Origin of the sequence: Rubrobacter aplysinae, from assembly GCF_001029505.1 — a bacterium.
Classification (GTDB): Bacteria; Actinomycetota; Rubrobacteria; order Rubrobacterales; family Rubrobacteraceae; genus Rubrobacter_A; species Rubrobacter_A aplysinae.
Map to the genome: position 1 here is coordinate 35,881 of NZ_LEKH01000001.1, position 22,092 is coordinate 57,972.

Below are 22,092 nucleotides of genomic sequence, written 5' to 3' on the forward strand. Positions count from 1 at the left end.
GGAGAGAATGTTCCCGCTAGTCTCACTGACACTTTTCTTACCGCTGCTCGGCGCGGCGCTGCTGGTCTCGCTGCCCGCGGTAGCGGCTACGCCGCGCGTGGCACATACGGTGGGTATCGCGGTCTCCGGGCTGACGCTGCTCGGGGCGGTCGGGATGTGGGTGAGGGGCGTCTCCGGGGCGGGGTTCTCGCAGGTGGAGGAGCTGGCCTGGATCCCGTCCGCCGGCGTGGCGTACCGCGTCGGCGTGGACGGCGTGAGCCTGCCGCTGGTCCTGATGACGGCGGTGCTGTTCCTGGTCTCGCTCGTGTTCTCGGTGAAGATCACCGAGCGGGCACGCTCCTACGTGGCGCTGTTTCTGTTGCTGGAGACGGCGTGTCTCGGGGTGTTCGTGTCGCTGGATGCGATACTTTTCTACGTCTTCTTCGAGGTGACGCTGGTCGGGATGTACTTCATCATCGCCGGCTGGGGCGAGGATGACCGCCAGCGGGCGGCGCTGACCTTCTTCATCTACACGCTGCTCGGCAGCCTGCCGCTTCTACTCGCCATCCTGGCGCTGTACCTGGGCAGCGACCCGCGCACCTTCGACATGCGGGAGCTCATAGCCTCGCCGCCGCTGGCCGGGCTCACGGCGACGCTGGCTCTCGTCGCCATGCTCGTCACCTTCTTCGTGAAGATCCCCGTCTTCCCGGTCCACACCTGGCTGCCGGCGGCACACGTGGAGGCGCCGACCGCGGGGAGCGTGATCCTGGCCGGCGTGATGCTGAAGCTCGGGACCTACGGCCTAGTCCGCTTCGCCCTGCAGATGACGCCCGACGCCTTCCGCGCCGCCGCTCCGTTCGTCGCGGCCTTCGGCGTCTTCGCCGCCCTGTACGGGGCGTTCGTCGCGCTGGCCCAGGCCGACCTCAAGCGGCTGGTCGCCTACACCAGCATCAACCACATGGGCTACGTGGTGCTCGGGGTGGCGGTGGCCGCCGCGGGGGCCGGGGCGGGGCCGCGCACGCTGGCGCTGGATGGAGCGGTGTTGCAGATGGTCAGCCACGGGCTAGTAACCGGCGCGCTGTTCCTGCTGGTCGGGATGGTGCAGGCCCGCACCCACACCCGAGATATTGGCCGCCTTGGCGGGCTGCTCGGACCGGTGCCTGTTCTCGGCTGGCTATTCGTGCTGGCGGCCTTCGCCTCGCTCGGGCTGCCGGGGCTGGCTCACTTCCCGGCGGAGTTCCAGATCTTTCTCGGCACGCTGAGCGTCTACCCGATAGCCGTGATCGCGGTGGCCGGCATAGCCATCACCGCCGGGCTGTACCTGCGCGCGCTCCGGCTTGCCTTTCTCGGCGAGACCCCTAATGACTCCGACGAGTGGCGGGGGATGAAGGATCTGGCCTCCTACGAGCTGCTGGCCGTGGTGCCGCTGCTGGCGCTCGTCGTGCTCGTCGGGGTGGCACCCTTCCTCGTGCTCGACGTGATACACGCCGCCACGGGGGCGATTCTGCCGTGAGCATGTCCGCGATGGGTGGCGACCTGGCGCTCCTGGCGCCAGAGATAGCGGTCCTGCTGACCGCGGTCGGGGCGCTCATTCTGGAGATGCTCGGCCTCGGGCGGGCCTCCCTGCCGTTCACCGTAGTAGGGCTGCTCGTCGCCGCCGCCCTGACGGTGCCCCTGGTCGGCACGGAGACCTCGGTGTTCATGGGCACCTTCCGGGTGGACTCCCTGACCGCCGGGGCCAAGCTCGCGCTGCTGCCAGCTACCGCTCTATGCGCCGTGCTCGCTTACCCCGAGACTAAGGGCGACGAGCGGGAGGGGACGCTTCACGCCCTCTTTTCGTTCACGGCGTTTGGGGCGCTGGTGCTGGCCGCCGCGGGCGACGTGATGTTCCTAGTGCTCGGGGTGCTGCTCGCCTCGCTGGGATCGTTCGCGCTCACCGCCCATCCCCGCGACGGGCGGGCGACGGAGGCGGCGATGAAGTTCTTCGTGTTCGGCTCGGTGACCGGGGCGGTCATGATCTTCGGCCTCACCTACTGGTACGGCGCGGCGGGCTCGACCCTGCTCTCGGAGCTGGACGCCCTCTCCGGCGCTCCCGTCGCCGGTGCCCTGGGGCTCCTTGCCGTGCTCGTCGGGCTCGGCTACAAGGCGGCGGTGGCGCCGTTCCACTTCTGGGCGCCGGACGCCTACGACGGCGCGCCCGTCGCGGTGGCGGTGTTTATGTCCGTGGTGCCGAAGGTCGGCGCGATCTTCGCCCTGGCGCAGGTGGCGCGCTCCCTGCCGCTGGAGACCGGTTGGGCTCCGGTGGTTGCCGGACTCGCCGTGCTCTCGATGACCTACGGCAACCTGGCCGCTCTCGTGCAGAACAACGTCGTGCGGCTGCTGGCCTACTCCTCCATAGCGCAGTCGGGATACTTCCTGCTCGCCGTGGTGGCGGTCGGACGCAGCGACCTGGCGTTGCCCGCACTCGTCGTCTTCGCCGCCGCCTACGCCGCCATGAACGTCGGGGCCTTCGCCATCGTCGGCGGGTACGGGCGTTACCTGACGGACCTCACCGGCCTCGGGCGGTACGCGCCCTGGGCGGGCGGGGCGATGGTGGTGTTCCTGATCTCACTCGTGGGGATACCGCCCACCGCGGGCTTTGTCGGCAAGCTCCTCCTGTTCGGAGCTGCGATACAGCCCGGCTACGTGTGGCTCGCCGTCGTCGCCATCCTGAACAGCGTGATCTCGCTCGCCGTGTACCTGCGCGTGATCGTGCCGATGTACTCTCAGTCCAAGGAGCCGAAGACCGCGCCGCTCCCCGTTACGGCTGTGTGGCTCCTCGCGCTGGTAATCACCGTGGCCGGGGGTGTGGCGGCGCTGGCCCTGCTCGGAGGGCTGGTCTAAAGCGCCCTGTAGAAGACCGGGCCTTGCTCGGAGGGCGAGCCGTCAGCCGTCAGCGGGCACAAAGGCCGGGTGGTGAACGGGCGGTTTGCGCGATGACGTTGCTGCGCTCAGACTATCCTGATCTGAACACGGGTGACTAGCGTTCCGGGAAGGAGGTCAGGTTGGCTGAAACCAACAACACGCCGCGCGGCCTCCGGGTCACGGTGTGGAACGAGTACCGGCACGAGCGGGACGAGGCGAGGCCCGCCGAGCTGTATCCTGGGGGTATACACGCCACCCTGTCGGAGGCGCTCCGGGAAGGCGGCCTGCAGAACGTCCGCACCGCCACGCTTGACGAGCCGGAGCACGGTCTTACGGAGGAGGCTCTGGCGGAGACGGACGTGCTCCTGTGGTGGGGTCACAGGGCGCACGCAGAGGTCTCTGAGGAGGTCGTGGATCGGGTCCACCGGAGGGTGCTCGGCGGTATGGGTCTGATCGTGCTGCACTCGGGGCACTTCGCGAAGATCTTCCAGCGCCTCTTGGGCACTACCTGCTCCCTCAAGTGGCGCCACGACGACCGGGAGCGGCTGTGGGTGGTAGATCCCGCCCACCCGATAGTCGAGGGCCTCGGGGAGTACGTAGACCTCCCCGAGGAGGAGATGTACGGTGAGCCCTTCGACGTGCCACCGCCCGAGGAGCTGGTGTTCGTGAGCTGGTTCGGCGGCGGCGAGGTGTTCCGCAGCGGCCTCTGTTACCGGCGGGGACGCGGCAGGATCTTCTACTTCCGCCCCGGCCACGAGGAGAACCCTTCCTATCACCATCCCGAAGTGCGCCGCATCGTAAACAACGCCGTCCGCTGGGCCGCGCCCAGGCCTGGTGCCGCTCCCACGCACGGTAACACGGAGCCCCCGGAGAGCCCCGGAAACTCGTAGGTCGCTCCCCTAGACTAATGAGCCTGGAGTCAGACGAGGAGAAGAGCATGTCCAGCACGAGCCGCAATGAGCCGCCGTTCAGGGCCGACCACGTCGGGAGCCTGCTGCGCCCGCAGGGGCTGATGCGGGCCCGCCGGGAGCACGAGGACGGCCGCATCTCCGCCGAGGAGCTCCGGCACAGAGAAGACGAGGCCATCCGGGATGTGGTGCGGCTGCAGGAGGAGGTCGGCCTGCAGAGCGCCACCGACGGAGAGTTTCGCCGGGCCTCCTGGCACATGGACTTCATCTACCAGCTCGGCGGCGTGAGCAAGGCCCCCGGCGACATGAAGGTCGAGTTCCAGAACGCGGAGGGCAAGGTGGAGTTTACCCCGGCGGCCTTGCGCATAGACGAGCGGGTAACGCTGGACCACACCATCTTCGGTGAGGACTTCGAGTACCTGAGGTCCGTGACCACCCGCAACACCCCGAAGCTCACCATCCCGTCGCCGAACATGGTGCATTACCGGGGCGGGCGGGCCGCCATTAGCGAGGAGGCGTACCCGGAGATGGACGAGTTCTGGACGGACCTCACCGACGCGTACGCAGAGGAGATCCGGCGCCTCGGCGAGCTCGGTTGCACTTACCTCCAGCTCGACGACACGAGCCTCGCCTACCTCAACGACCCGCGCCAGCGCGAGCAGATCGCCCAGATGGGCGGCGATGCCGAGCATCAACACGAGACCTACATACAGAACATAAACCGCGCGCTCTCCGGCAAGCCCGACTCGATGAACGTCACCACCCACATGTGCCGGGGTAACTTCCGCTCCTCGTGGGTGGCCGAGGGTGGGTACGACTACGTGGCGGAAGCGCTATTCGGCGGACTGGAGGTGGATGGCTTCTTCCTGGAGTACGACGACGAGAGGTCGGGCACCTTCGAGCCCCTGCGGTTCGTGCCCGGGAGCAAGATGGTCGTGCTCGGGCTGGTGACCACCAAGAGCGGAAGGCTGGAGGACAAGAACCTCCTCAAGCGCCGTATAGAGGAGGCGAGCCGGTACGTGGACCCTGAGCAGCTCTGCCTCTCGCCGCAGTGCGGCTTCTCCTCGACGCTCGAGGGCAACGACCTCACCCACGACGAGCAGCGGGCCAAGCTGGAGCTGGTCGTACAGACCGCCGAGGAGGTGTGGGGATAGCTCGGCGGTAAGAGCCTAGCCGCGCAGCACCATGCGCGCGGCCTCCGCCAGGGATGGTTTCTTGCCGTACATGAGCGTCCCGGTGCGGTACAGGCGGGCGGCGGCCCAGACCGCGGCCGCCACGGTGGCGGCGAGCAGCGTGTAGGAGAGCGCGATCTCCCACCCGGCGGTCGAGCCGAGCTCGGCGCGGGCGAACATCACCATCGGGGAGAAGAACGGCACGTAGGAGCCGACCGTGGCGAGCGCCCCGTCCGGGCTCGACATGGAGAAGATCGTGATCAGGAGCCCCGCGAGTAGGAGCATGATCACCGGCCCGATTATCTGCTGGGCGTCTTCCATGCGGCTAAACAGCGAGCCCAGACCGCCCAGGATGCTCGCGTACAGCAGGTAGCCGAGCACGAACGATAGTAGGAACAGCACTATCGTGGCCGGCGAGACGGCGTCGAGCCCGAAGCCTAGACCGTCACCCCGGGCGCGGCCTATCACGAGTGACCCGATCCCGGCCGCCAGCCACAGGCCGTACTGGGTCAGCGCCAGGAGGCCGACGCCCAGGATCTTGCCCGCCATCTGATCCACCGGGCGCACGGAGGCGCTCATCATCTCGGTGATGCGGGAGCTCTTCTCCGTGATAACGCTCATCGTGACCATGTTGCCGTACTGGATGACCGTCATGTACAGGAGAAAGACGAGCACGTACACCAGCCAGTACGTGGCCTGGAACTCCTCACCCGACGGCCCGCCGCCCGTAGCCTCGACCTCCAGCTGGGCCGGGGCGAAGACTCCGGCCGCCTCCTCACCGGATACACCGGCCTCCTGTAGACGCTGCTCCGCCGCGACCCCGGAGAGGGCCTCCTGGATGCGATCCGCCTCCGCACCGGGCTGCGGCGCACGGTACACGTAGGAGGTCTCGCCGGACTGTGCGGACCGTGTTGACCCTGAGCCCTGCGAGATGAGCAAGCCGTCGTAGTCGCCGTTCTCGACGCCACTCTCGGCGGCGTTCCGGGAGTCTACAGCCTGTATCTCCGTCCGGGGCTCGCCGTTCGGGAGTTCTTCCGGCAGGGCGGTGCGCAGGGTCTCGACCAGGCCGGGCTCTGGTTGGACCACGGCGACGGTCGAGCCGCCGGTCGCGGACTGGACGCGGTCCAGGACCGCCGGGGCGAAGGCGGAGGCCAGGATCAGGACGAACCCGAGCGCCGTGATCACCTGGAAGCTCCTGGTCCTGATGCGCTGACGGTACTCGCGGGCCAGGATCAGCCACACGTTCCCGTTTTTCACATCACCCATTCCCCACCTCCTCAATGAAGATGCGCCGCAGCGAAGGCTCTACCTCCTCGAAGCGTCTTACGCTCCCGGTCTGGACGGCGGCCCGTAGTATCTCCTCCGGCTCCTCTCCGTTCGGCGAAAGCTCCAGGCTCTCCTCGTCGCGGTCCACGACCGAGAGCCCGGGGAACCGGTCGAGCAGCGGGTCCGTGTCGCCCTCGTAGGCCAGACGGAGCGTGCGCATGTCGGCGTGCCGGTCGCGCAGCTCCGGGAGAGGGCCGGAGAAGGCCAGCTCCGAGTGGTGGATCAGGGCCACCCCGTCGCACATCTCCTCCGCCTGCTCCATGTTGTGGGTCGAGAGCAGGAGCGTCTTGCCGCTCTCCTTTAGCTCCAGGATTACCGCCCGGAGCTGCTCGTGGCTTACCGGGTCGAGGCCGGAGAACGGCTCGTCCAGGATCACGAGCTCCGGGTCGTGCAGGACGCTGGCCAGGAACTGCACCTTCTGCTGATTGCCCTTGGAGAGCTCCTGCAGCGGACGGCCGAGGTACTCCGTGATCCCGAAGCGCTCCAACCAGCTCTCGGCCCGTCTGTCCGCCTCCTTGGTTCCCAGGCCCCGGATGCGCCCGAAGAAGCGGAGCTGATCCCCGACCTTCATGTCCGGGTAAAGGCCGCGCTCCTCGGGCAGGTAGCCGAAGCTGGTGCGGGCGACCTCACGCGCCGGCGCGCCGCTCCACGTGATCTCCCCGGAGTCGGGCCGGATGATGTCCAGGATCATGCGCACCGTCGTGGTCTTGCCCGCGCCGTTCGCCCCGAGCAGCCCGACTATCGAGCCCTCCCGAGCTTCGAAGCTGATGCCGTCCACGGCGGTGGTCTCCCCGAAACACTTGGTTACGTTCTCCACCCGCAGCGTCATCGGGGCTCTACCCACCCTGCCCGCTCCGTCCGGTCTCCGCCGGGATGCCTGGTAAATGCTTCGTCCACAGTCGGGAATATGCCTGCCAGCCGCATCGAGGTCAAGGCGGGCGTGAGAGAATGGTCGCGCGATTCGTGGGTTACATGCGGAGGTGAAAAAAGGTGAAGTACGTTGGCCGATAACAAACTGGCCGGTAACGAGCCGCGCGGGAGCGGGCCCTACCGCTCCTTGCTCGCGGTTCCGGCGACGAGCCGGAGGATGGTGGACAAGGCGCTCGCCTCGGAGGCGGACGGGGTGTTCCTGGATCTCGAAGACGCCGTCGCGCCGCCGGAGAAGACCGGGGCGCGGGGGGAGATGATCCAGGCCATAACGGAGGCTGACTGGCGGGGGAGACGGCCCACGTTCCGGGCCAACGGGCTGGACACGCCTTATTTCTACCGGGATCTCATCGAGATCGTGGAGGGTGCGGGGGCTGTACTCGGCTCCATAATGGTCCCGAAGGTGGAGCGGGCGGGGGACCTGCACGTCGTGGACACGTTATTGGGGCAGCTAGAGGCTGCGTGTGACCTGGAGCCGGGAGGGATAACGGTAGAGGCCCAGATCGAGAGCGCCGGAGGGCTGCAGGAGGTGGACTCCATCTCCCGCGCCGGGGGCGGGAGGCTGCGGGCGCTGCACTTCGGTCCCGGAGACTACGCGGCGAGCCTCGGGATGCCGGGCGGCAGCATCGGCACCGAGGACGAGTGGGATCTGGAGTACCCGGGTCATCGCTTCCACTACGCCCTGCACCGCATCGCTGTCGCCGCGCGGTCGGCGGGTATATACGCGCTGGACGGGCCGGTCGCCGACTACCGGGATGAGATCGGTCTCCGGGATAGCGCCCGCAACGCCCGCTCGCTCGGGCTCCACGGTAAGTGGTGCATCCATCCGGCCCAGATACCGGCGGTCAACGAGGCCTTCTCGCCGACGCAGCCGGAGCTGGACTGGGCCCGCAGGGTGGTGGAGGCCTATGAGGAGGCTGGGGAGAGCGGGCTGGGCTCGATCAGCGTAGAGGGCAAGATGGTCGACGCCGCCTCTATCCGCATGGCCCGCAATATCCTGGACGCTTCGGGGTAGAAAAGCCCCGTACCCGTCGTCCCGGGCGCTCCTCCCGGCCCGGGGAGCTACTCTCCGGGCTTCTCGTCTTTCTTGCTCTTCTTCTCCCCGGCGGCCTCGTCGAACTCGTCCCGGAGCTTGTCCTTGAGCCCACCCGAGCCCTTGCCGCCCTCGGATCCTTCGTCCTCTTCTCCGGCGGCCTCGTCGAACTCATCTTGGAGATTGTCTTTCATGCCGCCCGAGCTCTTTTCTTCCTCGGGACCGCCATCCGTTTCTCCCGCGGCCTCGCCGAACTCGTCCCGGATTTTGTCCTTGAGCCCACCCGAGCCCTTGCTGCCCTCTGATCCTTCGTCCTCTTCTCCGGCGGCCTCGTCGAACTCATCCTGGAGACTGTCTTTCATGCCGCCTGACTCGCTGGCTCCGCCGGAGCCCTTGTTGGAGGTCTCGTCCTTCTTGTTCCTATTTTCCTTATCGTCCGGCATGGTTCCTCCTCTCGCGTGAACCGTTATTATAGTTCCAAGGTCTACCGGATGTGAAACGCCGTTATTAAAGACCAACATATAAAGACCATGAAGTGCGACGTGGAGTGCTCTCGTTAACCTGCGCGGAGTTCAGGGAGGCGACGGCATCTTCATATAACGCTGGTCGCATAAGTTTCTTGTCCCGTCCCACCGGGTATGCCTTGCGGCATGGTGAGAACGGAGATAGACGTCGCACTGTTCCCGGATAGCCGGGCGCCCGCATTGGCCCGCGGCTCGCTGGACGCTCTGGAGGAGAAGCTCACCGGGGAGACCCTGGAACAGGCCAGGCTGCTCGTGTCCGAGCTCGTAACGAACTCCGTGGTCCACGCCGCGCTCGGCCCGGACGACCGGGTTGGCCTGCGGGTGACGCTGCCGGAAGGAGTGGTACGCGTCGAGGTGACGGACCCCGGTATCGGATTCGAGACGCCCTCCTTCGAGTGCGGCGCCCCGCCCGCTGGCGTCTCCGGCTGGGGGCTCCACCTCGTGGATAAGCTCTCCTATCGCTGGGGCATATACACGGAGGGCCGGATGTGCGTGTGGTTCGAGCTCCCCCGCGAGGCCGGCGGAGCCAGTCGGGCCAGCATATCCAGGGGGACTGCCTAGAACCCGGACCGGACCCCGGCTGTTATCATGCCGCCCCGGAGAATCTCTCCGGGAGTTACTGGTTGTACTGATTGCCAAAGCGAAGGGAGCGCCGTGTCTGCGTTCGACGAGTTCTTGCGGTCTAATAGAGGATACGTCCAGGTGTTTGACGCGGGGGATCTCCCGGCGCCGCCTTCACGGCAGGTGGCCGTGGTGACCTGCATGGACGCCCGGCTAGACCCGGAGGAGTTCCTCGGGCTTGGGCTCGGGGAGGCGCACGTAATACGCAACGCCGGGGGCCGCGTCTCGGAGGACACGCTGCGGTCGCTCGTGATCTCCCAGCGGCTGCTCGGCACGGACGAGGTAGTGGTCATCCACCACACCGACTGCGGCATGATGAGCTTTACCAACGACGACCTGCGGCAGAAGATTCGGTCCGACCTCGGCGCCGACGCCTCCGGCACGGACTTCATGCCTTTCTCGGATCTCGAAGATAGCGTACGCGAGGACGTGGAGAGGGTCCGAAGCTCAGAGCTAGTGCCGGATGACGTAACCGTTCGCGGGGCGGTGTACGAGGTGGAGACCGGCGGGATACGCGAGGTCCCGGGCCGGTAGAAGGTCGGCCATTTACCCCTTTTTACCTCTTCTCCCGGGGCTCCTGGGAGAAGAGGGCGTTGATCACGAGCAGGGCCACCCCGCAGACTATCGCCACGTCGGCGAGGTTGAAGATCGGCCACACCCTGAGGTCCAGGTAGTCCGTGACGCCGCCGGAGGAGATCCGGTCCAGCAGGTTACCGGCGGCGCCGCCGAGCACCAGTCCCCCGCCCGTCGCCATCGCGCGCGACGGTGGCTGCACGAGCAGCATCCAGGCCACCACGCCCAGCGCGACGGCGCTGCCGAGCATCAGGAGTAGCTGGCTCCCGGAGAGCAGGCCGAAGGCTCCGCCGGAGTTCTCGATGTAGGTCAGGTGCAGCACGCCGTCCACGACGGGCCTGCTCTCGTTCAGTACCATCGTGCCCTCTACGAGGCGCTTGATGAGCTGGTCCACGGCGAAGACGATCAAACCCAGCACGACCGCGAGCGAGAGGCCCGCGCTACGGCTCATGCAATTCCCCCGGAGGCTTCCTGCCCCAGGCCGAGAAGATAGCTATGTCGGCGACCTCGTCCGAGGTCGTGGAGTGGATGCATCACTGCATCCCGAGCGACTCGTAGCCGTATCCGACGAGGCCGGCCTCACCGAAGAGGCGCTCTATGTAATTCCGCGTGAAGCCGAGCCACACGTCGGCGTGCTCGTGGCGCATCCACTCGTAAGGGTGCTCGACCTCGTCCGCTATCACGACCGAGCCTCCCGGCCTCACCACCCGCGCCATCTCGGCGAGCATCGTGGCCGGCTCTTCGGCGTGGTGCAGAACCATGTTCGCAAAGGCGGCGTCCACCGAGCCGTCGGCCAGCGGCAGCTCAGAGAGATCCCCCTCCACTAGCTCCACGTTCTCCACCCCGAGGGCGTCCAGGTTCTCCCGGGCCGTTTCGAGCATCGCGGAGGAGTTGTCCACCCCGATCACCCGCTCCACCGAAGGGGCGAGCCCGGCTGCCACGAAACCCGTGCCGGTGCCGACGTCCACGACCCGCCCGGAGCCTGCGGCTATCCCGGAGCGCAGCGACATTCTCCGTATTACGCTCTCGTCGTAGTAGGAGAGACGCATGGTGTCCCAGTCTCCCGCCACACGCTCGAAAAAAGCCTGTATCTCCGCCGCTGTAGGTGCCAGAGTGCCCCCGCTCGGTCCAGGAAGTTAGTGAAGTTAGCCGCCCGCTCTTTGCCTCTCGGTGTTTCTAACCGCATATGGGCCAACCAAGAATAACATCCGGGCTCGGGCTATCGGACCTATCCGTGCCCGTACCCCAGACGTGTAGCGGACGCGGTGCTGCGGTAGGCTCTGGAGGTGGCAGGCTATGGCCCGCGGCGTGTACGAGCCGTTGTGCGCGATAAGTTACGAGCCAGGCGACGCCCGGAACATCTGTAAGGAACATCTGTAACCCTAGGAGGATACGGAGGCTACTTTGGATTTTGTAGAGTCTAACGAGGCTTTGATCCCGGCTCTGGGGTTCGGCACTTACCGGCTCGGGGACGGCGAGGCCGAGAGCATGGTCGGGGAGGCTCTCTCCGTGGGGTACCGTCACGTAGACACGGCCCAGATGTACCGCAACGAGGCCGGGGTGGGCCGGAGCATAAAGGCCTCCAGCGTGGACCGGGACGAGGTTTTTTTGACCACCAAGGTCTGGCCGGAGAACTTCCGGCGCGACGACCTGCTCTCCTCCATGCGGCAGAGCCTCTCGAAGCTCGACGTGGACCACGTGGACCTCGTGCTCCTGCACTGGCCGAGCCGCGGCGTGCCGCTCGAAGAGACCATCTCGGCCCTGAACGAGTCCCGTGAGCGCGGCGACACGCGTCACATAGGGGTGAGCAACTTCGGCCCCGACCTTCTGTCCGAGGCGGCCGAGCTCAGCGACGCGCCCCTGATCAACGATCAGGTCGAGTACCATCCTTTCAAGGACCAGTCGCCGGTGCTCGAAACCGCGCGCCGGATGGGAATCTCGGTGACCGCCTACAGCCCGCTCGACAAGGGCCGGGTCTCCGGCGACAGGACCCTGCGGGAGATAGGCCGGGCCCACGGCAAGGACGAGGGCCAGGTCGCGCTGCGCTGGCTGATCCAGCAGGAGAGCGTGATCGCGATCCCCAAGACGGCGAGCCCGGAGCGGTGCCGTTCGAACTTCGAGGTCTTCGACTTCGAGCTCTCCGGCGAGGAGATGTCCTCGATAAACGCGCTGGCGCGCTAGGATCTGTCGACCAGATGCCGACCTCGACCCGGGAGCGCCGGTGATCAGGAACTGGCTCGTCAGCGTGCACGCCTTTCTGTTGTGGCTGGCGCTCTGGGTGTACTCCCAGCTCTAGTCTCTCGGAAGAACTCGCGGAGCCGGGCGGGTGCTGGGGCCCGGCATGGCATAGAATCCCTACCGGACGCGTTTGTCTCTCAGACAAGAAGAGACAAGAAGAGACAAGAAGAGACGGGAAGTTGAGGATCTTGCCCTGGGAGGTGGCGAGCTGAGCGAGTTGGCTAAGGGGGCGCGTGGCAGGCGTCAGATAGAGGACGAGATGAGGCTGCTCGGGTGGAGCGTGTCTCTCGCCCCGAACCCGGCGACCATCCGGGCCACGGGGGCCAGTTGCGGCGTGTTCGTCTTTTTCCCTGGAGAGGAGCCTACGGAGATCCAGATCCGGGAGCTCGGCGCGCCGGACAACGGCAAGCGGGAGCGCCGCATCCGCTCCGACTGGCCCGGCCTCGAAGGGCTGCCGTCGCCGCAGAGCGCGGCCCGGCTCCTCCAGAGCATGGCGCCCGGAGAGCAGAGGCAAACCCTGGACGGAGCGTAAACCCCGCGGGCGCACGATAGGCGCGCGGGAGCACGCAAGGTTACGAGAATTACGAGAATCTGCAGGGGCCAGGGACGATGCCGTATGATTCCGGGGTTACATGCCGGGTTCGACGTAACGGCGAGCCGTCGTAGAATTACCGGGACTCCATGTAGAGCGGAGTAGAGCGAGGCGTCCGTCAGAAGACCAGCATGAGAGATTTCGGAGAGTTCACCAGCAGTGGAAACAGCGGGGGATCATCCCCTCCCCGGAGGCACGACCGGGCGCTGCTGCTGATAGTGGTCGTGTTCGTCGTCTTTGCCGGAACCACGCTCACGGCTTTTGGTACCTTTGGCACTTTCTCCGGCCGGGAGACCTCCGGCGGGCAGGACCCGGAAGGGGAGGCCTCGGCCCAGACGCCGGGGGACACCGACGCGACTAACATACTCCTGATGGGGCTGGACGGCGGCAAGGACCCCGAGGATAGCGGCACGCAGAGGGCCGACACCCTGATGCTCGCCCGGTTGCAGGACACGGGGCGGGTCAGCCTGCTCTCCATACCCCGGGACCTGTACGTGGAGGACATGGGACCTGGTGGCGAGCCGGGCAGGATCAACAGCGCCTACGCCTACGGCGGGGCGGAGAGGACCGTCGGGGCGGTGGAGGACTTTACCGGAGTGCCCGTGGATCATTACGTGTCCGCGGACTTCAAGGGCTTCAGGGAGACCGTGGACGCCTTGGGCGGGGTGCGGGTTCGGGTACAGAAAGACTATCTCGCAAAACGCGGCATACCGCGCGGCGAGCAGGTGCTGGACGGCAAGGAGGCGCTGCTCTACGCCCGGTACCGCAAGACCCCCGAAGGCGATCTCGGCCGCATAAGACGCCAGCAGCAGATCCTGGCGGCGCTCAAGTCCCAGGTGTTGAGCTGGGAGGCCATAGGCAGCAGCCCGGGCATCGTCCGGAGCCTGAGCGAGCACGTCGAGACCGACATGGGGGCGCCGCGGATGATCTCCCTCGGCCGCGCCCTCGCCCGGCACGAGGAGGGCGGGATGGACTCCGATCAGCTCGAAGGCAGGCCGGTCACCCTCTCGGACGGCCGTCAGGTGCTGGTGCCCGAGGACCAACGCAACGCGGAGATACTCTACGACTTTCTCCGCTAGTCCCCACGCCCGAAAGTCTCTATCTTGCGGCCCCCGGGAGACGGCGTGTAGAGTTGGCGCGGTCCGATAGCCTTTACAAGATCTACAGGGCCTGCAGGATCTATCAATCCTGTGTTGCCTGTCGTTGTCTGTAGCTGTATGTCGTTGGCGGAGTAGTGCGGGAGGGATCAGATTGGAGAGAGTCGTGCCATGCTCCACAGAGAGATGGAGACCGTAGTTGTCCGACGTGTCCGACACTTTCCGGTTGCTGTTCATAGGCGACGTGGTCGGCGAGGGCGGGGTCGAGGCGGTCCGCGCCCTCTCGCCGCGGCTCCGGGAGGAGCTCTCGCTGGATGCGGTGGTCGCAAACGGCGAGAACTCCGCCGGCGGCCGGGGCATCACCCGTGAGATGGCCCGGCCGCTGCTCGAGGAGGTGGATCTCGTGACCCTCGGGGATCACGCCTACGATGAGGAGGAGGCCCGGGAGCTGCTCGAAGAGGAACCGCGCATCCTGCGTCCGGCGAACTTCGCCCCCGAGAGCCCGGGCGCGGGCTGGGGCACCTTCGACGCCGGCGGACGCCGGGTGGGCGTGGCCGTGTTGCAGGGCCGGGTGTTCATGCAGGAGGTGCCGGAGTCGCCGTTCGAGGCCGCGGACCGGGTGACCGAGGCGCTCGGGCGAGAGGGAGCCGGGATAGTGATCATTGACTTCCACGCCGAGGCGACCGCCGAGAAAGAGGGTCTCGGATATTATCTCGGAGACAGGGCGGGGGCCGTGATCGGGACCCACACCCACGTACCGACCGCCGACGAGAAACTTTTGCCCGGTGGCACTGCGTATATATCCGACGTGGGCATGGTCGGCGGCTCTGAAGGGATCATCGGAATCGACCGCGAGTCCTTCATGGGGCTGCTACTGTACGGAGACCCGCCGGTGGGAGGCCCGCACGCAGGGCCCGTGGAGCTAAACGCGGTGCTGGTGGAGTTCGACGGGAGTGGACGGGCGGTCGGCATTCAGCGTGTGCGGCGCGAGCTTTAGAGCGAGCTTTCGAGACAGTAGTTGAGATAGGAAGCAGGTAGGAGCTTGGGCATACTGGACGTTATAAGGTCCCCGGCGGGGGGGATGCGCGAGGTGGCATCGCGCGGCGCGAAGCCGGGGCTGGCGGTGATCGCGCTGTGGGTCGTGGCCTCGCTGCTGGCCTCGGGGCTCGGGCTCCTGCTCGGGGGCTTCGCCTCTGCGGAGCAGGTGCTGGACAACCTGCCCCCCGGGGCCTTGCCGCCCGACGTGGACGAGCGGTCGCTGGAGGGAGCCGTCGCGGTCTTCCAGGCCGTCGGTATCGGGCTGCGTGCGCTGCTCCCGTTTATCTACTGGCCGGTGCTCACGCTGGTGATGTACCTCGTTACCCGCTTCTTCGGCGGCGAGGGCGGGTTATCCGGGATGTTCGGCGCGATGGGGGCCGCGTGCCTGCCGTTCGTGATCTCGGGGCTCGTGCAGCTCCCGATCATGGGCGCGCAGGCGGCTCTGGCCTCCGGAGGAGAGCCCGGCGCCGCGGCGGCCGCACTGGGTGCTGTGGGGAGCCTGCTCAATCTCCTGTTCCTGATCTGGCACGTGGCGCTCGTGGTGGTCGGCGCGGCGGCGGCCCGGGGGATAAGCTACGGCAGATCCGGCGGGTCCTGCGCCATAGGCTGCGCGGCGGTGGTCGGCATCCCGATCCTGCTGTTGATCGTGTTCTCCATAGTCCTGGCGGTCTTTGGCTCCGCCGGAGGCTAGGGCTGTTCATAGGGCGGTCTAGAGGCGGAGCAAGCGTACCCGAAAGGAGCCCCAGATTGGCGTCCGAACCATCCGAGTCATCAGAGTCCCCCGCAGCCCCGGAGTCGAGGCCCCAGAGCCGGGGAGACAATGGCGGTAGCGGTGGCGCCGGGGGCCGTCGTGTGTGGCCCTGGGTTCTCGCCGGGGCGATCCTGTTGGTGTTCCTCGTGGTCGGGGTCGCCGTGCTCGCGGCGGTGGTCGGCGTCTCGGGCGGCTCTTCCGGGAGCGCCTCGGGAAGCGAGTCTTGGGAGGAGAGCTACGTTACTGGCGAGGGAGAGTCGAAGATAGCCGCGATCCCGATCTCCGGCACCATCACCGGCGGCACGGACGACGGCGCGTTCTCCACGGGCGGGGCCACCCCGGACGCCCTGCGCAGCCAGCTCCAGCAGGCCGAGGGCGACCCGGAGGTGGAGGCCGTGATCCTGGAGGTGGACTCTCCGGGCGGCGGCGTGGTCCCCTCCGACGAGATGTACCGCCTCGTCCGGGACTTCAAGCGCGAGGCCGAGAAGCCCGTCGTCGCCGACATGGGCAGCGTCGCGGCCTCCGGCGGGTACTACGTCTCGGCCGCCGCGGACACCATCGTCGCCAACCCCTCGACGCTTACCGGCTCTATAGGCGTGATCTTCAACTACACCAACTTCGGCGAGGCATTGGACAAGGTCGGCGTGGACCCAGAGCCGATAACCTCTGGCGAGTTCAAGGACCTCGCCTCTCCCGCAAACGAGCTTACCGAGGAGGAGCGCGAGATCATCGAGAGCCAGGTCCAGGACAACTACGACCGCTTCGTCTCCGCGATAGTCCAGGGTCGGCCCCTCTCGGAGGAGCGGGTGCGGGAGCTCGGCGACGGCCGCACGTACTCCGGCGAGCAGGCCGCCTCGAACGGTCTCGTGGACGAGCTTGGCGGCATAGATCAGGCTGCCGCCGAGGCGCGAGAGCTCGCCGGGATACAGCAGGCAGAGGTGGTCCGCTACGAGGAGAGCCCGGGTCTTCTGGACTCCCTACAGGCCCGGATAACGCCCGAGGAGCCGGAGGCGGTAAAGGTCATCGAGGCAGCCGGCATAGACCCCGCGCCGGAGTTCCAGTACCTGTACCGCCCCGGCTGGTAGAGACTGGCATAGTAGCGTTACGCTAAAAGATACTACGGTAGACTAGCGGTGGTGGCTAACCTTCGGCGTCTTTTTCCGGCAAGCGCTGATTGATGCGTTCTAGGAAAATTTTAAAGTTCTTAAACACGGCAGACATGCGCGCGTGTATCTCAGAAGCACGGGCCTCTTGATCTTCAATCTGCTGTAGTCTCCGTGCTGGAGTAGCGGGGTTGCGTATGGCCTCCGCTAGAGTTCGTGTAACCGACGCAGTGTCCTCCGCAGCCCTTACCACCTCTGGGCTAAAGGTGACAAAGATGTTTGCTCCTTGGACGTATATATGCCGTAAGACTGTAACACTTGCAGTATCCACTAAATCCTCGTGCTCGTCCATGAACCCTAGAGCCTCGTGCTCAATATCGGTCATGTTACCCGAGGTCTGTATATTGGCCTCTGCTTCTTCAGAGAAATAGTCAGAAGGATAGACGTAGTCTTCTTCGCTCTCATCAACTACTCGTATCTCGCCAGCTTCCAACTCGTCATCGGGCAGCACCCTGTAGGATTTGCCAATTTCAAGAGACGCAGGGTAGCCTTCATTATTAACGCAAGGCAATTATACCTCTACTGTATAAGCACTACTAATCCATTCGATCCATTGGAAAAAATTTCATGAACTGAGGGAGGATAATTTGCTCGATATACCTGAGCATGCCGTGAAGCATGTCAACGGCGGGTCTACCCATGATTTCACCGGCTTTGCCAAACGATATATAGAGGGGAGAATTGTACTCCATCTCCATGTCTGGGTCAGGTTCTCTGAGGGTGACGCGGTACAGTTCTGCGCCATGTACGAAAACATCGCTCATCAGCATGTCGTTGAGGACATTGCCGTAGTCGGGGATGAATTCCCCGGAATCATTCCGCTTTCCGGGTCGAGCTTCAATGGAGTCGGAGGCGGCAAGCACGAGATTGAGTGTATTGTGCCTGTCTATGTTGGAGTAATCGTTGAGAAGCCACAAAAGCTCATGTTCGGGGTCGTCTCCAAGATGAGGCTGCAACCCTTTGAGGATTGCGACTGCTTCTTCGGGCATGCCGCTAACCTTGTCAGCGAAACTCCGGGTCAGGCTGGGGTTAGCGTCGGGGGTAAAAGGGTCGTCCTTAAAGATGGGGAATCCCGTTTTTCTCCCAGGGTTGCCATCTCCAACTTCGACCAGCTCCCAAGCCAAGTGTTCAAGCGCGGCTCTCATGTTCTGGAGACAGTCTCCGAGCATGACTGGAATCATTTCGGGAAGCCCTCCTATGATCTCAGCGCGGAGAATGTGAATCGTGTTTTGCGCCCACGGTTCGTGGACGGTGCGATACGGCTTGATCATATGGAACGCTTCGATCTCTCTATTGAGCATCACCAAATGCTGGTACGCCCTGTGAAGCTTGAGTCTGACCCCATGAGGAGGGTAGGAGTTTGGTAAGCTTTCAGACATGAGCGGTAAGAAGAACGAATCTAAGCAAAAGACGCCGAAGGGTCAAGAGATACCTGTTCCAAAGCGCGGCGATTTCTTCCGCAACCTCAAGAAGATAGCCAAGCCAGACTCAAGCGGAGAGCGTCGACCTAAAGAGTAGCGTTCTGAACTGCTGCTGCATCTTGTTGCGGTGGTTGTAGCGGAAGGCGTACTCGTTCAAGTAACCTTGCAAGTGCTTGGACGATACCGAATGGTACACGCCGCTTATGCCGCGCTTAACCAGCGACCAGAACCCCTCTATGGTATTGGTGTGGACGGTCCCGCTCACGTACACCTTTTCGGCGTGGTGTATGCGCCGATGCTGGTAGCCAGAACGGTTCAAGCCGTTGTAGGACTTGAGTTCGTCGGTATAGACGATTGACTCCGGCAGTATCCGCTCTCGTACATGAGGCATCAGGGTTTGCGCCCTAGCATTCTGTACGGTGACGGCGGTGACTTGGCCGCTCCGCTCCACCATGCCGAGTACCGGAGTCTTGTGCGAGTCCTCTGAAGGACGGCCACGCTTGGTTCCGCGACGGCGGCCGCCAACGTAGGTTTCGTCAACCTCGACTTCGCCGGAGAGCGGATTGTCGTCCTGAACCATGAGTTCTTCACGTATGAGCTTCGCCATTCTCCAAGCAGTCTTGTAAGTAACGCCAAGCTCACGCTCTAGCTGCTTCGCGGAGATGCCGCAACGAGTGCTAGTCATCAGGTACATCGCGTAGAACCACAGATGGAGGGAGGTAGACGACTTGTGGAAGATCGTTCCAGCAGTCGGGTGCAAGTGATGCCCGCAAGAAACGCAAGTCCAAGACTGCCGCTGCTGCGAAGTCTGGTAGCGGCGAAAGACACGCTCTACCTCGCAGTTAGAACAGTAAGCGTGTTCGCCGTCCTCGGAGTACCGATTACGCCACAGCCATTCAAGGCAAGCACCGTCGTCGGGGAACTCCTGCATGAACTCCATAAGGGAGTACTGCGAATCCGAGGACTGTGCTCTAACGGGCTTGGCTCTGTTTCCTGGGGCCATATGAGTATAGTACTACAATGCAGTTCTACAGTCAAGGGATAATTACCTAACGCAAACCATAAAGCCAAGAGACGACTGTTGTTCTTGTGTGGTCATAACTAGTCTAAATATCGCTTGATTTTCTCTTCTTGCTTTCCAAGTCCATGGGCCGCATGCTAGTGTATTTCTGCTAGACGCATTTTACCATTGGCGGTCAGCACGGTGGCTACCCCCTTATACTTACGTCAATTGCCCCGCCCGTATGTGGCTTGCAGACGATCCAACTCACGTATCTTGTTGCCAGTCGCTATTACCTCTCTATGAGAGATTTGGCTGGTGATAGTAAATCGCGCCATTGGTAAACGAGATTATCTCAAGTAGTAATGCCAGGCAAATGCGGCTAAACCAAGGTGGATGCCAACAAAGGTCTCTAATCACACTTCTCTTGACCCACCCTTCTCCTCTGCCTAGCATATAGTTCTCGGCACCAGCCGGGATACACGTCAACGGAAAGGGGGAACCGTGAGACGACTACTCTACCTTACGGTCCTAAGCATGTTAGTGGTGGCTATGTCGGCGAACGTGGCTCTGGGTCAGAGCAGAGGGCCGAGCGGCGCGGACGGTTCGTATAACTGCGACGACTTCGACACGCAACCCCAGGCCCAAGCCTACTACGATGGTCAGGGCGGAATATCCGGCGGGGACCCGGACGGTCTCGACCGGGATCAAGACGGCCAGGCATGCGAGGACTCACTACCAGCTGGTGGTGATGGAGGCGGAACTCCTTCCCAGCAAGCTCCGGCATGTCCGGGCAGTGAGGTAAACGTGTTGACGCCAGAAGGAGACTATATCTGCGTTCCGCCGGACATAGAGGACCAGACACCGGCGGAGATAGATGCCGTGGTGAACGATCCCAGGTCGAATGCCGAGACCCCTATAGTCGAGAACCAGGGCGTGCCGCAAGAGGGTGATCTAACCCCTGCTCAGTCTAAGGCTTCTGGCAATGATGTTGACTGCATACAATTCCTCACCCAGGCCGAGGCCCAGGCGGCATATAATGCCGATCCCTCAGACCCTAATGGTCTTGACGCCGACGGTGACGGTATAGCTTGCGAGACTACTGCTTCCCCCGCGGGCGTCATTGAATTCGAGGACGGCACCGTTATCGGTAACGGCAACGATACTCCGTCCGCCCAGCCAGCTGACCCGGCTAACACTGCCACTGGCGCACAGTACGCCGACGATGACGAGGTGACCAACCTCCCAGACACCGGCGGCCTCCCGCTTGGTGGGCTGACGGCCGTCGGGGGCTTCGCCCTCGTAGCTGGTGGCCTACTTCTCAGGCATCGTCTGAGCTAGTCGTAACGTACGCCAGCTTTTCCCGGCCCCTGCCTCGGCGGGGGCTTTTTCTACGCGGCTTGCTTTTTATGCCTTTCGGCTTCGTCGACCGCTTCTATCCACGATCATAGAAAGCCGGGACCGGGCAACCAGGCCCCCCGCACCACAAGCTAGTCCGTGCACTCCTTTCGGGTAGCCGTCCGGCACCACGATCCAGGGAAGGTCGTAGCGGTGGCGCCGCGCTTTCGGATAAGCCCCCCGCAGCAGTTGTTATGATCAAACGAGCTTCAGTTCGGGCTTGCCCGTAAGGGTACGGTTGATTTGATAGAGAGATTGGCTTCTTCCAGAGAGGGCGTAGACATGACGCCCTCTAAAGCAATAACTTCCAAATCCCACTACCCATTAGAACTCCACTAAGCCGCGAAACACAAATGTCAATGCTATGCCTGATGTTTTGTTGTTGCCAGTAGCCTTTTAGACTCAAGGCTCGGCAACCAGCTTGCCGTAAGTGCCGCGGCTGCCGAGCTTTTCAAGCGCTGACGGTACCTCCTCGAAGGGCACGGTCTCGTACACGAGCGGGTCTATCTTGCCGGCGGCGTATAGCCGGGAGAGCTCGCCGTGTACCTGACGGGGCAGCTCCGGCATCACGCGGTTGTAGAGTCCCCAGTGCAGCCCGAGCACCGAGTAGTTCTTCACGAGCGCGTGGTTGGTGGGGGCCTCGGCTATACGGCCCCCGGCGAAGCCGACGACGACTATCCGTCCCTCGAAGGCGACGCAGCGCCGGGAGGCGTCGAAGACGTCACCGCCCACGGGGTCGAAGATGACGTCCGCGCCCCGGCCGCCGGTCGCCTCCTTGACCGCCGACACCACGTCCTCCTCCCGGTAGTCGAGGGCGACCTCCGCGCCGAGATCGCGGCACACGCCGACCTTCTCGTCGCCTCCGGCGGTCGCGATCACCCGCGCTCCGGCGGCGTTTGCGAGCTGTATCGCCGCCGAGCCGACGCCCCCGGCTCCGGCGTGTACCAGCACGGTCTCGCCTTCCCGGAGCGCGGCGCGGCGGTGCAGGCCGAAGTGGGCGGTCTGGTATGTTATGTGCATCGCCGCCGCCTTGTCCGCGGGCATCCCCTCCGGCGCTGGCAGGACGGCATCCCGGGGAACCGCCACGCGCTCCGCCAGGCCGCCCTTCGGGAGCGGGGGCATCGCGATCACGCGCTCCCCGCCGGAGTAAGAGGAACCTTCCCCGGCCCGCACCACCGTCCCGGCGACCTCCGCCCCGGGGGTAAACGGGAGTTCGGGCTTCTCCTGATACTCGCCGCGGCACAGGAGTATGTCGAAGAAGTTGAGCGCGGCGGCCTCCACCTCGACCACGACCTCTCCGGATCCGGGCTCCGGCTCCTCCGCCTCCACCAGCCCGAGCGCCTCTTTCGGGTCTCCGAGCTCCTCTACCCGCCAGGCTTTCATGAGATTCGGCTCCCTCCTCTGATCCCCGCGTTTTCACGGGCGAG

Annotated in this window: 23 protein-coding genes; 14 read left to right on the forward strand and 9 right to left on the reverse strand. The window is 64.6% G+C overall.

Features of this window, described 5'->3' with window-relative positions:
• The first annotated feature begins 7 nt into the window (after positions 1–7).
• The 4 genes from ABD53_RS00195 (at position 8) to ABD53_RS00210 (ending at position 4,945) form a co-directional block, all read left to right on the forward strand.
• Positions 8–1,492 carry a complex I subunit 4 family protein gene (locus ABD53_RS00195; RefSeq protein ID WP_047863752.1) on the forward strand — a complete coding sequence of 495 codons (1,485 nt, stop codon included), beginning with the start codon at positions 8–10 and terminating at the stop codon, positions 1,490–1,492.
• A gap of 2 nt (positions 1,493–1,494) precedes the next feature.
• On the forward strand, positions 1,495–2,862 hold the full coding sequence (locus ABD53_RS00200; protein ID WP_200900252.1) for an NADH-quinone oxidoreductase subunit N: 1,368 nt from the start codon (positions 1,495–1,497) through the stop codon (positions 2,860–2,862).
• 161 nt (positions 2,863–3,023) lie between these two features.
• Positions 3,024–3,773: a ThuA domain-containing protein gene (locus ABD53_RS00205; RefSeq protein ID WP_047863753.1), complete on the forward strand. Its 750-nt coding sequence runs from the start codon at positions 3,024–3,026 to the stop codon at positions 3,771–3,773.
• 47 nt (positions 3,774–3,820) lie between these two features.
• Positions 3,821–4,945, forward strand: coding sequence for a 5-methyltetrahydropteroyltriglutamate--homocysteine S-methyltransferase (locus tag ABD53_RS00210; protein WP_047864068.1), 1,125 nt, complete (start codon positions 3,821–3,823; stop codon positions 4,943–4,945).
• A 15-nt stretch (positions 4,946–4,960) separates the two neighbouring features.
• Here ABD53_RS00210 and ABD53_RS15470 read toward each other — a convergent pair whose 3' ends face one another.
• Positions 4,961–6,229 (reverse strand): ABC transporter permease, encoded by a 1,269-nt coding sequence (locus ABD53_RS15470; protein ID WP_053057482.1) that lies wholly within the window; start codon positions 6,227–6,229, stop codon positions 4,961–4,963.
• On the reverse strand, positions 6,222–7,133 hold the full coding sequence (locus ABD53_RS00220) for an ABC transporter ATP-binding protein (protein WP_152670498.1): 912 nt from the start codon (positions 7,131–7,133) through the stop codon (positions 6,222–6,224). The genes ABD53_RS15470 and ABD53_RS00220 overlap by 8 nt, the downstream gene beginning before the upstream one ends.
• A gap of 156 nt (positions 7,134–7,289) precedes the next feature.
• On the opposite strand from ABD53_RS00220, the gene ABD53_RS00225 reads away from it, so the two are divergent.
• Positions 7,290–8,231 (forward strand): HpcH/HpaI aldolase/citrate lyase family protein, encoded by a 942-nt coding sequence (locus ABD53_RS00225; RefSeq protein WP_235401193.1) that lies wholly within the window; start codon positions 7,290–7,292, stop codon positions 8,229–8,231.
• A gap of 47 nt (positions 8,232–8,278) precedes the next feature.
• On the opposite strand, the gene ABD53_RS00230 is transcribed toward ABD53_RS00225, so the two are convergent.
• Positions 8,279–8,692: a hypothetical protein gene (locus ABD53_RS00230; protein ID WP_047863755.1), complete on the reverse strand. Its 414-nt coding sequence runs from the start codon at positions 8,690–8,692 to the stop codon at positions 8,279–8,281.
• A 207-nt stretch (positions 8,693–8,899) separates the two neighbouring features.
• On the opposite strand from ABD53_RS00230, the gene ABD53_RS00235 reads away from it, so the two are divergent.
• Both ABD53_RS00235 and ABD53_RS00240 read left to right on the forward strand, forming a co-directional pair.
• Entirely contained in the window at positions 8,900–9,334 is a 435-nt protein-coding gene (locus ABD53_RS00235; RefSeq protein ID WP_160309586.1) for an ATP-binding protein, read from the forward strand.
• Between the two features lie 93 nt (positions 9,335–9,427).
• Positions 9,428–9,928: a beta-class carbonic anhydrase gene (locus tag ABD53_RS00240; RefSeq protein ID WP_047863756.1), complete on the forward strand. Its 501-nt coding sequence runs from the start codon at positions 9,428–9,430 to the stop codon at positions 9,926–9,928.
• Positions 9,929–9,950: 22 nt separating this feature from the next.
• On the opposite strand, the gene lspA is transcribed toward ABD53_RS00240, so the two are convergent.
• The gene (lspA, locus tag ABD53_RS00245; RefSeq protein WP_047863757.1) at positions 9,951–10,418 is read right to left on the reverse strand and encodes a signal peptidase II; all 468 of its coding nucleotides are present in this window, start codon (positions 10,416–10,418) and stop codon (positions 9,951–9,953) included.
• A gap of 82 nt (positions 10,419–10,500) precedes the next feature.
• The gene (locus ABD53_RS00250) at positions 10,501–11,079 is read right to left on the reverse strand and encodes a class I SAM-dependent methyltransferase (RefSeq protein ID WP_327286577.1); all 579 of its coding nucleotides are present in this window, start codon (positions 11,077–11,079) and stop codon (positions 10,501–10,503) included.
• A gap of 292 nt (positions 11,080–11,371) precedes the next feature.
• On the opposite strand from ABD53_RS00250, the gene ABD53_RS00255 reads away from it, so the two are divergent.
• From ABD53_RS00255 to sppA, 6 genes are all read left to right on the forward strand, one after another.
• Positions 11,372–12,148, forward strand: a complete 777-nt coding sequence (locus tag ABD53_RS00255; protein WP_047863758.1) for an aldo/keto reductase — start codon at positions 11,372–11,374, stop codon at positions 12,146–12,148.
• Positions 12,149–12,422: 274 nt separating this feature from the next.
• Positions 12,423–12,737 carry a hypothetical protein gene (locus ABD53_RS00260; protein WP_152670499.1) on the forward strand — a complete coding sequence of 105 codons (315 nt, stop codon included), beginning with the start codon at positions 12,423–12,425 and terminating at the stop codon, positions 12,735–12,737.
• Between the two features lie 191 nt (positions 12,738–12,928).
• Positions 12,929–13,876 carry an LCP family protein gene (locus ABD53_RS00265; RefSeq protein ID WP_053057485.1) on the forward strand — a complete coding sequence of 316 codons (948 nt, stop codon included), beginning with the start codon at positions 12,929–12,931 and terminating at the stop codon, positions 13,874–13,876.
• Between the two features lie 226 nt (positions 13,877–14,102).
• Positions 14,103–14,891, forward strand: coding sequence for a TIGR00282 family metallophosphoesterase (locus ABD53_RS00270; protein WP_047864074.1), 789 nt, complete (start codon positions 14,103–14,105; stop codon positions 14,889–14,891).
• A gap of 45 nt (positions 14,892–14,936) precedes the next feature.
• The gene (locus ABD53_RS00275) at positions 14,937–15,623 is read left to right on the forward strand and encodes a YIP1 family protein (protein ID WP_047863760.1); all 687 of its coding nucleotides are present in this window, start codon (positions 14,937–14,939) and stop codon (positions 15,621–15,623) included.
• A gap of 56 nt (positions 15,624–15,679) precedes the next feature.
• Positions 15,680–16,768, forward strand: a complete 1,089-nt coding sequence (sppA, locus tag ABD53_RS00280) for a signal peptide peptidase SppA (RefSeq protein WP_152670500.1) — start codon at positions 15,680–15,682, stop codon at positions 16,766–16,768.
• A 55-nt stretch (positions 16,769–16,823) separates the two neighbouring features.
• Here the strand turns inward: sppA and ABD53_RS00285 are convergent, their stop codons facing one another.
• From ABD53_RS00285 to ABD53_RS00295, 3 genes are all read right to left on the reverse strand, one after another.
• Positions 16,824–17,357: a hypothetical protein gene (locus tag ABD53_RS00285; RefSeq protein ID WP_047863762.1), complete on the reverse strand. Its 534-nt coding sequence runs from the start codon at positions 17,355–17,357 to the stop codon at positions 16,824–16,826.
• Positions 17,358–17,382: 25 nt separating this feature from the next.
• Positions 17,383–18,153: a hypothetical protein gene (locus ABD53_RS00290; RefSeq protein WP_047863763.1), complete on the reverse strand. Its 771-nt coding sequence runs from the start codon at positions 18,151–18,153 to the stop codon at positions 17,383–17,385.
• Positions 18,154–18,334: 181 nt separating this feature from the next.
• Positions 18,335–19,270, reverse strand: a complete 936-nt coding sequence (locus tag ABD53_RS00295; RefSeq protein ID WP_047863764.1) for an IS1595 family transposase — start codon at positions 19,268–19,270, stop codon at positions 18,335–18,337.
• 501 nt (positions 19,271–19,771) lie between these two features.
• Between ABD53_RS00295 and ABD53_RS17370 the strand changes: the two genes are divergently transcribed.
• Positions 19,772–20,608 (forward strand): excalibur calcium-binding domain-containing protein, encoded by an 837-nt coding sequence (locus tag ABD53_RS17370; RefSeq protein ID WP_053057488.1) that lies wholly within the window; start codon positions 19,772–19,774, stop codon positions 20,606–20,608.
• A gap of 459 nt (positions 20,609–21,067) precedes the next feature.
• On the opposite strand, the gene ABD53_RS00305 is transcribed toward ABD53_RS17370, so the two are convergent.
• Positions 21,068–22,048, reverse strand: a complete 981-nt coding sequence (locus ABD53_RS00305; protein ID WP_047863765.1) for an NADPH:quinone oxidoreductase family protein — start codon at positions 22,046–22,048, stop codon at positions 21,068–21,070.
• Positions 22,049–22,092: the final 44 nt, after the last annotated feature.

Coding starts and splice junctions, on each gene's coding strand:
- ABD53_RS00195 (WP_047863752.1), top strand. CDS start 8: ATGTTCCCGCTAGTCTCACTGACACTTTTCTTACCGCTGCTCGGCGCG.
- ABD53_RS00200 (WP_200900252.1), top strand. CDS start 1,495: ATGTCCGCGATGGGTGGCGACCTGGCGCTCCTGGCGCCAGAGATAGCG.
- ABD53_RS00210 (WP_047864068.1), top strand. CDS start 3,821: ATGTCCAGCACGAGCCGCAATGAGCCGCCGTTCAGGGCCGACCACGTC.
- ABD53_RS15470 (WP_053057482.1), bottom strand. CDS start 6,229: ATGGGTGATGTGAAAAACGGGAACGTGTGGCTGATCCTGGCCCGCGAG.
- ABD53_RS00230 (WP_047863755.1), bottom strand. CDS start 8,692: ATGCCGGACGATAAGGAAAATAGGAACAAGAAGGACGAGACCTCCAAC.
- ABD53_RS00235 (WP_160309586.1), top strand. CDS start 8,900: ATGGTGAGAACGGAGATAGACGTCGCACTGTTCCCGGATAGCCGGGCG.
- lspA (WP_047863757.1), bottom strand. CDS start 10,418: ATGAGCCGTAGCGCGGGCCTCTCGCTCGCGGTCGTGCTGGGTTTGATC.
- ABD53_RS00265 (WP_053057485.1), top strand. CDS start 12,929: ATGAGAGATTTCGGAGAGTTCACCAGCAGTGGAAACAGCGGGGGATCA.
- ABD53_RS00295 (WP_047863764.1), bottom strand. CDS start 19,270: ATGGCCCCAGGAAACAGAGCCAAGCCCGTTAGAGCACAGTCCTCGGAT.
- ABD53_RS00305 (WP_047863765.1), bottom strand. CDS start 22,048: ATGAAAGCCTGGCGGGTAGAGGAGCTCGGAGACCCGAAAGAGGCGCTC.